General features: G+C 66.7%; 20 protein-coding genes and 1 tRNA gene. All 21 read left to right on the top strand.

Annotated features, from left to right (window positions below; all coding sequences use genetic code 11):
• Positions 1–313 (top strand): hypothetical protein (locus UN64_RS21050; protein WP_216352801.1); only part of this gene is annotated, 313 nt, incomplete at its 5' end.
• Between the two features lie 61 nt (positions 314–374).
• The gene (gene dut, locus UN64_RS19585; RefSeq protein WP_245802089.1) at positions 375–818 is read left to right on the top strand and encodes a dUTP diphosphatase; all 444 of its coding nucleotides are present in this window, start codon (positions 375–377) and stop codon (positions 816–818) included.
• Entirely contained in the window at positions 815–1,195 is a 381-nt protein-coding gene (locus UN64_RS20680; protein ID WP_139343227.1) for a hypothetical protein, read from the top strand. Before dut ends, UN64_RS20680 begins: the two co-directional genes overlap by 4 nt.
• A gap of 173 nt (positions 1,196–1,368) precedes the next feature.
• The gene (locus UN64_RS19580) at positions 1,369–1,920 is read left to right on the top strand and encodes an HNH endonuclease (protein ID WP_077365897.1); all 552 of its coding nucleotides are present in this window, start codon (positions 1,369–1,371) and stop codon (positions 1,918–1,920) included.
• Positions 1,917–2,381: a hypothetical protein gene (locus UN64_RS20675; protein WP_139343226.1), complete on the top strand. Its 465-nt coding sequence runs from the start codon at positions 1,917–1,919 to the stop codon at positions 2,379–2,381. The genes UN64_RS19580 and UN64_RS20675 overlap by 4 nt, the downstream gene beginning before the upstream one ends.
• Positions 2,382–2,402: 21 nt before the next feature.
• The gene (locus UN64_RS20670; RefSeq protein WP_139343225.1) at positions 2,403–3,041 is read left to right on the top strand and encodes a hypothetical protein; all 639 of its coding nucleotides are present in this window, start codon (positions 2,403–2,405) and stop codon (positions 3,039–3,041) included.
• 122 nt (positions 3,042–3,163) lie between these two features.
• Positions 3,164–3,640, top strand: a complete 477-nt coding sequence (locus UN64_RS19565) for a hypothetical protein (protein ID WP_077365889.1) — start codon at positions 3,164–3,166, stop codon at positions 3,638–3,640.
• Entirely contained in the window at positions 3,637–3,969 is a 333-nt protein-coding gene (locus tag UN64_RS19560) for a hypothetical protein (RefSeq protein WP_077365887.1), read from the top strand. Before UN64_RS19565 ends, UN64_RS19560 begins: the two co-directional genes overlap by 4 nt.
• Positions 3,966–4,187, top strand: a complete 222-nt coding sequence (locus tag UN64_RS19555; RefSeq protein ID WP_077365885.1) for a hypothetical protein — start codon at positions 3,966–3,968, stop codon at positions 4,185–4,187. Before UN64_RS19560 ends, UN64_RS19555 begins: the two co-directional genes overlap by 4 nt.
• Positions 4,184–4,360, top strand: a complete 177-nt coding sequence (locus UN64_RS21045; RefSeq protein ID WP_171978980.1) for a hypothetical protein — start codon at positions 4,184–4,186, stop codon at positions 4,358–4,360. The genes UN64_RS19555 and UN64_RS21045 overlap by 4 nt, the downstream gene beginning before the upstream one ends.
• Positions 4,357–4,728 (top strand): hypothetical protein, encoded by a 372-nt coding sequence (locus UN64_RS20665; RefSeq protein ID WP_139343224.1) that lies wholly within the window; start codon positions 4,357–4,359, stop codon positions 4,726–4,728. The genes UN64_RS21045 and UN64_RS20665 overlap by 4 nt, the downstream gene beginning before the upstream one ends.
• Entirely contained in the window at positions 4,721–5,131 is a 411-nt protein-coding gene (locus tag UN64_RS20660) for a hypothetical protein (protein WP_139343223.1), read from the top strand. Before UN64_RS20665 ends, UN64_RS20660 begins: the two co-directional genes overlap by 8 nt.
• Positions 5,124–5,807 (top strand): hypothetical protein, encoded by a 684-nt coding sequence (locus tag UN64_RS20655; RefSeq protein ID WP_139343222.1) that lies wholly within the window; start codon positions 5,124–5,126, stop codon positions 5,805–5,807. The genes UN64_RS20660 and UN64_RS20655 overlap by 8 nt, the downstream gene beginning before the upstream one ends.
• On the top strand, positions 5,804–6,013 hold the full coding sequence (locus UN64_RS19535) for a hypothetical protein (protein ID WP_077365877.1): 210 nt from the start codon (positions 5,804–5,806) through the stop codon (positions 6,011–6,013). The genes UN64_RS20655 and UN64_RS19535 overlap by 4 nt, the downstream gene beginning before the upstream one ends.
• Positions 6,010–6,708, top strand: coding sequence for an HGGxSTG domain-containing protein (locus tag UN64_RS20650; protein WP_139343221.1), 699 nt, complete (start codon positions 6,010–6,012; stop codon positions 6,706–6,708). Before UN64_RS19535 ends, UN64_RS20650 begins: the two co-directional genes overlap by 4 nt.
• On the top strand, positions 6,705–6,962 hold the full coding sequence (locus tag UN64_RS19520; RefSeq protein ID WP_077365871.1) for a hypothetical protein: 258 nt from the start codon (positions 6,705–6,707) through the stop codon (positions 6,960–6,962). The genes UN64_RS20650 and UN64_RS19520 overlap by 4 nt, the downstream gene beginning before the upstream one ends.
• 2 nt (positions 6,963–6,964) lie before the next feature.
• A complete protein-coding gene (locus UN64_RS21040) occupies positions 6,965–7,135 on the top strand; it encodes a hypothetical protein (RefSeq protein ID WP_171978979.1) in 171 nt (56 codons plus the stop codon).
• Positions 7,136–7,158: 23 nt separating this feature from the next.
• Positions 7,159–7,407 carry a hypothetical protein gene (locus UN64_RS20645; RefSeq protein WP_139343220.1) on the top strand — a complete coding sequence of 83 codons (249 nt, stop codon included), beginning with the start codon at positions 7,159–7,161 and terminating at the stop codon, positions 7,405–7,407.
• 163 nt (positions 7,408–7,570) lie between these two features.
• Positions 7,571–8,170, top strand: a complete 600-nt coding sequence (locus UN64_RS21035; RefSeq protein WP_171978978.1) for a hypothetical protein — start codon at positions 7,571–7,573, stop codon at positions 8,168–8,170.
• Between the two features lie 406 nt (positions 8,171–8,576).
• A tRNA-Trp gene (locus tag UN64_RS19505) sits at positions 8,577–8,649 on the top strand.
• A 98-nt stretch (positions 8,650–8,747) separates the two neighbouring features.
• Positions 8,748–10,415 (top strand): hypothetical protein, encoded by a 1,668-nt coding sequence (locus UN64_RS19500; RefSeq protein ID WP_077365865.1) that lies wholly within the window; start codon positions 8,748–8,750, stop codon positions 10,413–10,415.
• Positions 10,416–10,467 lie beyond the last annotated feature (52 nt).

The following is a 10,467-nucleotide window of genomic DNA, read 5'->3' as shown; positions in this document are numbered from 1 at the left end:
CGACATGCGCGCCCGTCAGCGGGTCATGAACCGTGCCACCCGTGAGGGGTGGGCACCCCCGGCGGCGTGGGATGACATCGACCTCGACGACCGTCCTGCAAGCACCCCCGCGTACAAGACGATCAGCGACATGGAAGCCCGCAGGCAGGACGCCGTGGACCTGATCGCTGGCGGGTACGCACCAGCCACAGTCATGGGACGGCTCGGTATCCGGTCGGTACGTGACTTGAAGTTGATGCTCGCCACCGCTGGGCGCGCTGACCTCGCGGAAGAAGCGGCACTCGCACACCAGGTCTGGCAGGACGCCGCATGAGCACCACGACCGCCGGGCACCCGGTTTCAGACCCCACCATCACTGACCTCAAGGAGACCCCGTGAACCAGCAGCCGATCCTCGCCGTCCGCTTCACCCGCCCCCACGCTGACCTGCCGACCCGGGCGCACCCCACCGACGCCGGGCTGGACCTGTACGCGGCCGAGACCGTCCACGTCATCCCGAACCAGGTCACCCTCGTGCCCACCGGGGTCGCAGTCGCCATCCCCGCCGGCCACGTCGGCCTCCTCATCGCCCGCTCATCCCTGGCCGTCAAGAAGTCCATGACCCTCGCCAACGGGGTCGGCGTCATCGACCCCGACTACCGAGGCGAAATCCAGGTACCCATCACCCCCCTCGACGGGTGCCGGAACCTCATCCAGGCCGGCACCAGGATCGCGCAGCTCGTGATCCTGCCCATCGCACTCCCCCGCCTCGACGTCGTCGCCGAGTTGCCCGAGAGCGTGCGCGGTCTGGGCGGGTTCGGCTCATCTGATGACGCATGAGCACGTACACGCTCACGATCCCTGCACCTGCGGGCTGGATCAGCGCGAACCAGCGCCACCACTGGGCGGAGCGCGCCCGCCTCACCCGCGCCTGGCGGAACGCCGCCCTGATCTACGCCCGACAGGCGCACCTCCCCCACCTCCAGAAGGCTCACATCGTGGCGACCGTCCACAAGACGCACCGCCGCCCCTACGACGCCCACAACCTCGTCCTCACCGCCAAGGCGTGCATCGACGGCCTCGTGACCGGCAAGGGGCGGGTCAAGGGGTACGGGCTCCTGCCCGACGACTCCAACGACCACCTGACCGGCCCCGACATGCGCGCCGGCGAACCACGAGACACACCCTGCCTCGTCCTCACCATCACCCAGCTCTAACCCACCACCGGCCCCCGACCCCACCCCCCGGGTCGGGGGCCAACCACACCCACACCGTTACCAGCCCCTACCACGCAACACCACGTAGACTGGAACAACGCAGAAGCCCCGGCGGTGCTGGACACACCCCGGGGCCGAACCAAGGAACCTAGTAGAAGGGAAGTACCTTGGCTATGAACCAGCGTACCCGCTTTGCAGTCCTCCGCCGGGACAACCACACCTGCCGCTACTGCGGCGCAAAGGCGCCCGACGTGGTCATAGAAATCGACCACATCATCCCCATCAGCCGGGGAGGCGGAGACGAGCCCGAGAACCTGGTGACCGCCTGCAAACCGTGCAACAACGGCAAGTACGCCACCACACCAGACACCCCTCTCGCGCTGGAAGCAGACGGGGCAGCCACCGCCCTCGCCGCCGCCATCCAGGCCGCCGCAACGGAAGCCCAGGAACGCCTGAACAACCACGCGACACGGGCACAGTCCATCCTGAACGCCTGCACACCGCTCTGGGGCGAACGCATCGACTCACTCCCTCCCCAGTGGGTCGACATCGTCATGGACTACGAGGACATGGGCCTCCCCCCCGCACTCATCAAGGACGCGATCCAAACCAGCCTTGACACCACACTCCCCGGCGCAACGTTCAACGCGTTCATGAACACCTGCAACGGGCACATCAAGAGCATCGTCCGTCGCGCATACCAGATCATCCGGGAGAACGCATGAGCGCCGAGAAACTCGACCCCCGGCCATACTTCACCCTCACCAACGAGTACCCCCGCCACCGGAAAATCCGGGCCCTATCCGACAAGGCATTCCGCCTCCACGTCACCCTGATCGCCCTCGCCAACGACGAACGCAACGACGGGAACCTCCTCCCCATCGACGTGGACATGCTCGGCGCCCGACCCCGTAACGAACTCGTCAACGCCGGCCTCCTCAACAAGACCGCCGACGGGTACCAGCTCCACGACTACCTCCGCCACCAGAAGTCCGCAGCCGAGATCAACGAGCTCAGCACCAAGCGGCGCACATACGGCTCCTCCGGCGGGAAGAAGTCCCACCACGCCCGCAACCACGTCAACAAGGGAGTCCACGACCCCGAGTGCGACTACTGCAACCCCCAGCCAGCAGAGCCCGAGCAGGGGCCGCCCGACCTCGACTCACCCGGCGAACCCCCGTTCTAGCCCAACCAAGTGCTCAACCAAATGCTTGATCAGATGCTTGAGCAAGGGCTCAAGCAAAATCCAACCACCACTAACCACTCAGTTGGTAGCGCAACTCGACTCCCAGCGTGGTCACCACTTGCTTGCTTCTATAAAAAATCCTTCAAAAAAGCAGCAAGCAAAAAACGTAACCACAGTACGCGCACGCGAAAAACGAAGGACCACCCCATGCAACTCACCGAACACCGCGCCTGGACCCTCGCCCACACCGCCCACGCACTCCGCCCCGAATGGCAACCCGCATCCACCATGGCCATCCTCAAACGCCACAAAGACACCATCCCCGCCACCAACTACCTCCACGCCCTCCAAGCCCTCATCGCCTACGCCACCGCCCTCAACCCCGACGGCACCCCCGTGAAGCTCACCCCCGCCTTCTACCCCACCCCCGGCCCCTGGTGGGACACCACCAAACCCAAAACCACCACCAACCTGGGCAGCCACCCCGAGCCCTGCGAAGACCACCCCGAACAACCCGCCCACCACTGCATCTGCTGCTGGGGCGACGTCAAAGCCGGCATGCGCCAACCCCACCAGGTCGGGAAAACCCTCCAGGAGCCGCCAGGGGCCGCGCAGGAGCCCGAACAGGGGTCGGGAGGGGAAAACCACCTGACCCCGTGAACAGGGGCGCAGATCGAAGCACACGAAGCGGGAGCAGGGGTTGCGGGTTGTTGCTTGCAACAGCAGGTAACGGGGGTTAGTCTGGTGGTGCTACGCAGAACCCCCACGGAAGGACCACCGCCATGAGCGACACCACCACCCCCACCACCCGCCAGAAGGCCCTGGCCGCGCAGGTTGTCCTGCCGATGGCCCCCCTGCCTGAGACCGCCGGCCATTGCCCGGCATGGGTCGAGTCGAAGGGCGCAGAGTGTAAGCGCCCGGCCACGGATGGGCTGCTGTGCCGCCGCCACCACCACGTCGCGGAACGCCGGCTGACCGCCGCCATCGAGAAGCGTCAGGCCGAGGCCGTGAAGGCCAGGGAGAAAGCCCCGGCACGACGCGCCCGCCTCGCCGAAATCGAGGAGCGGATCGCCCTCCTCCAGTCCCGCCTGTCCCGCCCAGACACCACAGACACGGCCGCCTACGGGGGTGCGGTGAACACCCGCATCCAGGCCCGCCGTGAGGCCGCGATAGTGCGGGACGTGGAGACGGGCGCGGAGCTGCACCGGCTGACCCGTGAGGCCGCGCACCTGCGGAACCTGCTGGAGGCGACGGCATGACCCGCATGGCCGGACACAAGATCAGCGACGACGGAACCCGAATCGTCTGCACCGCCCCACCTGACGCCGTCTGCCGTACCAGGCCGGACTGCGACACCGAAGGCTGGGACGACCGGGGCTGCAACGACCACGACCCGCGTCACCCCAACACCCCCGGACACGACTGCTGGGCCATCGTCTGGGTCAACGCCCCCGGGTGTCTGGTGTGCGCCTGCGGCGACGACCCCGACCCCACCATCCACCCTGGCCGTGCCGTTGTCCTCACCTGGAGGGGCAGTGACATCGGCATCACCTGGGCCTACCCCCATCGCCACGAGGAGGAAGCATGACCCGCCGCCCACAGATCAGCATCACCCCCATCGGCCTCGCCTACATCTCCGGTGACTGGCACGACCGGGACAGCGCACACCACGCCGAAGCAGCCCTACGCACCATCTGGGCGGACCTCGACAGCGCCGGCCTCACCGCCACACTCCACGCTGAACGCGCCATCCACCAAGCTAGGGCCGAACAAATGGCCGACACGATTGTGAGGAACCAGGAATGACACGCTACATGCCCGAACCGTCCCCGATCCTCGATGGCGAGACCTGGGAGGACTACGTGCGCCGGTGCCGCGAGTTGGGTGAGACCATCCGCCAGGCCGAAGCCCGCCTGCTCGAGGCTGGCGCGACCCCGCCAGAGCCCACCACCCACCCGCACGCCCTGGAGGAATCATGACCGCCGACCCCGTCACCCTCGCCCGCGAAGTGTTGGACCTCGCCCACGAGGACGACACCATCACCGTCTGCACCATCCCCGACAACAAGGCAGCAGCCCTCGCCCGCGCCGTGCTCGCCGTCTCGGAGCTGCACCAGCCCATCCGCGTCTACGACGAGTGCCTCGACGCCGAGTGCCGGAACGATCACATCGAGCTCGTGGACTACTGGGGGTGCGACAGCACGGTCATCGGCTGGGCCTGCGACGAGTGCTGCTACGACAACGGCAACCCGTTGGAGTGCAAGAAGCACGGCGGCGATCACGCCGGCGTCACCGCGGACCAGGCGTGCTCCACCCACACCGCACTGAACGGAGAGACCCATGCGTGACCCCCGAGAGATCCTGGCCCGCATCCGGGCACAAGCCGACGCCGCGACCGAGGGGCCGTGGACGGCTGAGTACAGCGGTGAGCAAGGAAACTGCGTCCTCCCGCCGGGGTATCAGTCCACGCGGGAGGCGGTAGCGGTCACGCGCCTGCTGAGCGCACAGGCGGACGCCGAGTTCATCGCCGCCTCACGCACCACCGTGCCCCGACTCGTGGACGCGCTCCGGGCGGTGCTGGAACTGCATGTGCGCGCAGAGTGCCCCACGTGCGGATCCCGCGACGGCGAGGGAAACGAGTTCCATAAGTGCGATGACGACGCCTACTGCGAGGAGTGCGACCTGGAGGGCTACCCCTGCCCGACCGTGACCGCCATCACCCGAGCACTCGAAGGAGAACCCCATGACTGACCACCCCCTGACCGAGGACCGCGCCGCCGAACTGTGGGACGAGCACCGGGAGCCCGGCGTCGTCCCGTTCCACGAGCAGCGCCGCCTCTACGCGCAAGGCCAGACCGCCATGCTCCGCGCCGCGTTCGACGCGGGCCGCGAGCACGAGCGCACCACCCCCGCCGCCGTGTCCGCCGAGCCGCTGGCCCGCACCAGCCTCGGCGTCCCCGCCGGCCACGGAGCACCCCACCACGACGTGGCCCGGATCAAGCCCGGGGACTTCGTGTTGCAGGTGGACCGGCGCGGCTTCATCCGCGCCGGGATCGCCCATCACCGGGACGGGTCCGGGGACTGGATCACCGAGGGCGGCCGGGTCATCGCCTGCGCCGCCCTCCGCGCCGACCGCCCCGACGCGCTCACCATCTGGACCGCCCCCACCCCGCCCGCCGAGGAGGTCGAGATGTCGGGCGTGCCGTGCGTCCTCACGGATGTCCAGTTCCGGGAGGTGCTTGCCGCTGGTGTGGCCCTGTGGACTGGTCTTGAAGCGGTCGTCGCCGGTTTCAACGGGCGCGCCGTCGTCGTGCCCGCCTCGGACCTCGCCGCCTTCACCCTCCCCGACGGCACCCGCGCCCGCCGTGACGGGAACCATGGGGACGGCACACCCCGGTTCGTCAAGGTGCGGGAGGTGGAGAAGTGAGCACCGCCTTCAAGCCCGTGAAGATGCTGGTCCTTGTCGCAACCGTGGTCGCCGCGTTCATGGGCCTGGTGACGGGGAGTGTCGGATTCGCGGCCCTGCTCTGGATCGTCATGACGCCCGCGATTATGTTCCTCGCCATCCCCATGGCTCTCGGCAACCACCTGTCAGCCCCGCGTGGCAGTGACCACATGGAGGCCGACCAGTGACCCGACCCAACACCGACCCCACCAACCCCTACCGTGCCGGCCAAACCAACACCAACGGCACCATCATCTGCGGAGCCAAAAACCGCAACGGCCAACCCTGCGGCAAATACCCCGCCAAAGGCGCAACCCGGTGCGTCCGCCACGGCGGCGGCTCCCCAAAATCCAAAGCCGCAGCAGCACGACGCAACACCACCAACAAGGCACACACCGAACTCCGGGCACTCGGCTTCGACCCCGACGCCGAAAACATCGACCCCGCCGAAGCACTCCTCCGCCTCGTCTCCGACAAAGCCCGCGAAGTCGCATGGCTCCGCCACATGGTCGACCAAATCGGGGCCGGCCAACACCCCGAAACCGACCCCATGTCCTCCCCCCTCGTCTGGGGAGTGACCTCCCACCAAACCGGTGTCGGACCCCTCGGCGCGGTGGATGTTGAGACGCGGGGCCCGGACATCAACGTCTGGGTCCGCTGGATGCACGCGTGCGAGGACCAGCTCGCCCGCTACGCCGCCGCCGCCCTCAAAGCCGGCGTCCAACGCCGCCAGCTCGAACTCCAAGAAGCACTCGCCCTCCAGTTCGTCGGAGCCATCCACAAAATCCTCGGCGGCCTACAACTCACCGCAACCCAGCAAGAAACCGCAGGCACCCTGGTGCCCAGCGTGCTCCGATCCCTCGACCAGAAAGACACACCATGAACGAGAACACCGGCCTCGCCGTCCAGGTCATCGAGAACGCGGCCCGTGACGACGTGCGCGCTGGCGACTACGTCATCTGGGAGACCGTGGAGAACTACGACGGCATTACAGTCACTGTGCGCCGCAAAGGCATCGCACGCCGCCGCAACGATTACGGCGACTGGTGCACCGAAGGCGGCGCATGGCTCACGGAGGTCGGCTTCGCTGGCTCCCTCACGATCCGCCGCCCCGGCCCCGTGAAGCAGGAGCCGTGACGGTGAGACGGTCCACGGCTTACACGATCATCCTGGGCTGCTACACGGCCGTCCTCGCTGTCCTCGGTGCGAGCCTCTGGATGCGCGACGAATGGCCGGCATGGGCGGGTCTGATCCTCTTCACCGTGCTCTGCATGCTGTCCGCCGTCCTGATCACACTCAACGAACACTGACCACCCGAACCCAAGGAGAGACCATGACCACTCCACGCCCCGCGCTCGAGGCGCTGACCCCGGCCCTCGTCGGCCACACCATCACCCTCCGCTCCGCCCACACCCAGGTCACGGGGCTACTCACCGGCTTCCACGTTGAAGGGTGGACCACGAGCACCCACGACGGCACCACCACCGTTGAAACCGTCAGCGTGACCGCCCGCTTCGACCGACACGGGGGCGACTGGGATGTCCCCGTCACCTCTGACATGACCCTGGAGGTCCACCCGTGACCCGACCGAGCGACCCGGCCCGACGCCACATGCAGCCGTGGTGCCCGACGTGTCATGCACCTGCTGGACCCGACTGCCCCGACCGCAGCAAGTCACCAAAACAGGCCCGCCGCGCAGACCGCCGACGCGCCCAACGGGAAATCCGCAAGGAGATGAACCGCCGATGAGCCCAAACGAAGACGATGTTCACCACTGCGACCTCCACTGCGGCCGGCCCGCACCGCACACCTGGATCTGCTGGGACTGCCACCACGACCTCGTCGCCCAGGTGGACGCGTTCACCGAGGAGGACCTGCACACCCTCCTCCTCATCGCCCGCCGCGAAGCCACCCCCGCCACCCGGCCCACCGCCCACACCACACACCAACACGGCCCCACCGTCCCCCTCCACCTCGGCGCACTCGCCGCACACCACGCCATCACCACACGGTTCGACGGCACCCTCGACCAACTCCCCCACGACCCCGACGCCGCCCACCAGCACCACCGGCACACCAACACCCTCCGCTACGCCCGCGAACTCATCGACGGCGACGCCCCCGAGTTCAACGACGAACAGTGGGACTACGTGCGAAGCCTTCCGCCCATGCAGTCGCGCACGCTCGTGCCCTGGCTGCTTGAGCACTGTGGGGTCCGTGTCTCGGCTGACCTCATCAAGCGATGGAAGGAACGCGGACGCATCACGCCAGCCATCGAAGAACCAGGGAAGAACCCGTACTACCGCGCCGTTGACGTGGTCCGAATCAAGATGGGGCTTGCTTGACGTTACCTGGTAACACCTGGTAAAACGGAACATGGGCGCAACGAGCGCGCCCAAATAGACCCCCTGCCGGGGTTGCAGGCACCCCCCGTGGCGCGTAGCAACCCACCGCCTCCCCCGGCAGGGCCCCCAACTTGTGGGTCAACACGGTCTCGCCCCGACGACGCATGGGCTCCTAGCGTCTGGGGACTCTCCCGTGAAGGCCGGCCATGACGGCAAGGAGACCGCCCGAGCCGGACCTGCCCACAAAACCCCCGCCACTGGCGGGTGACGAACCGGACCAGGCTGCACCGCCCCGGCGTCGAAGCGGGTGCACGCGTACCGGGCGGTTCACAACGCCGCCTAGTGGCTCACAACGCCACGCAGGCACGCATTGCCACCGCCCGCTGAGAAGCGACGCGGTGTGCAGGTCGATCTAGCTCAACAGGTAGAGCACTGGTCTCCAAAACCAGAGGTAGCAGGTTCGAGTCCTGCGGTCGGCGCGAATCCCGGCACGCTGGAAACCCCAACGTGACCCCGACCCGAACGTGCACGCGTTCGGGTTTTTTTCTACCCACGGACGGAGGAAGGAGGCCAGAACATGACCCTGGCCCCCTCCATCTGGGAACTCGCAGCCCAGCACTTCGACCCGCCCAAGATCCGTTTCCCCACCCCCCTGGACCTCGGCGTCAAGCTCGACCCCCGCACCGTCCGGACCCCCGCACTGGACCTCATCAACGAAGAACTCGTGAAGACGATGAACACCCCTGATGGGCGACTCATCATCTCCATGAGCCCTCAGGAGGGGAAATCACAGACCGGGTCACGCCGCTTCCCCGAGTGGGCGCTGATGCAGAACCCCAACCTGCGAATCGCTATCGCCTCCTACGAAGCGAACATCGCCCGCCGATGGGGCCGCGCCATCCGCGACGACATCCAAACCCACCCAGAAACGTTCAACCTGTCCGTCCGCGACGACCTGTCAGCACAGCACGAATGGCAGCTCGCGGGACACGAAGGCGGCGTCTTCACCGCAGGTGTGGGTGGCGCAATGACAGGCCGACCCGTGGATTGCATTGCCGGAGATGTGTACATAGAATGTGAGCATGGAAAACTCCAGGCCAGCGAGGCATTCAAGCGGAATATCAAGTGGCTTCGCGCCTACGACGAGAATTCCGGACGAGCTGTCTGGCGCCGAGTGGAAGCCTCTCGACGCATTTCAGGCCGCCCAGTCGTTGAAGTCGCCACGGAAGCAGGTCGAGTTCTCACCTGCACATCCGATCATCGCGTCTATACGAGCCGAGGCTATGTGCCCGCCGGAAGCCTACGGCGTGGAGAAACGCTTCTGGGCATCGTGGGTGACGGTCCAATGCCCGTGCGGCCAGATATGGCCGGTGCAGAAGATGGATGTCCGCAAGACGATCCGCAGATGCCAGCACCTGTACTGCTCACCCGAGTGCATGGCGACGGGGATCGGGAACACCCTGAGGACTCGAACCTGCGTCGTATGCGGCGGGCCGGCGAAACGGAACGGCGCGGCAACCTGCTCACCCGACTGCCTAGCGAAGTACCGGGCGCGGAATCATATCGAGAAGGGCTGCCCGCAGTGTGGGCTCATGTTCCGACCAAAGGGCAGTCGCACTCAGTACTGCTCCCGGGACTGCGCGAATCAGGCGCACGCGCTGAGAATGATCGGACGCGGCAACTCTCACTTCAAGACCGGGACGAGCTATGCGAAGTGGTTCCGCTCCATGCGGCCACTGATCCTGCAGCGGGACGGCGAGAAATGCGTGGCCTGTTCGGAGACTCCCGTGATCGCATACGTCCGCAACGGGAAGCCAGTGCAGAAGTCTGGGCTCGTCATTCACCACTTGAACGAGAAGCCTTGGGACAACACGGCGGAGAACTTGATCACGCTGTGCTTCACCTGTCACGCGGTGCACCACAAGTCGAGCGTGACGCCGTTTCCGTGGTTCGCGGAGTGGGCGGCGAGGGAGTCGATGTCTATGACTTCCAAGTGGAAGGAACGCGTAACTTCTTTGCAGGCGGCGTACTCGTCCACAACTGTCTGATCATCGATGACCCCGTGAAGGGACGTGAGCAAGCCGACTCCCCCACGATCCAGGAGAAGACCTGGTCCTGGTGGACAGACACAGCCCTCACCCGCCTCGCACCAGGCGCACCCGTGGTCCTGATCCTGACACGCTGGCACGAGAAAGACCTCGCCGGCCGTCTACTCGAAACCGACCAGACATCTGGCGGTTCGTGAAACATCCCCGCGAAGCCATCCACCGCCCCGAGAACCGGCGAGACGGACATCC

The organism is Fictibacillus arsenicus, from assembly GCF_001999465.1.
Classification (GTDB): Bacteria; Bacillota; Bacilli; order Bacillales; family Fictibacillaceae; genus Fictibacillus; species Fictibacillus arsenicus.
This window is presented reverse-complemented; position numbering and strand designations above follow the sequence as displayed.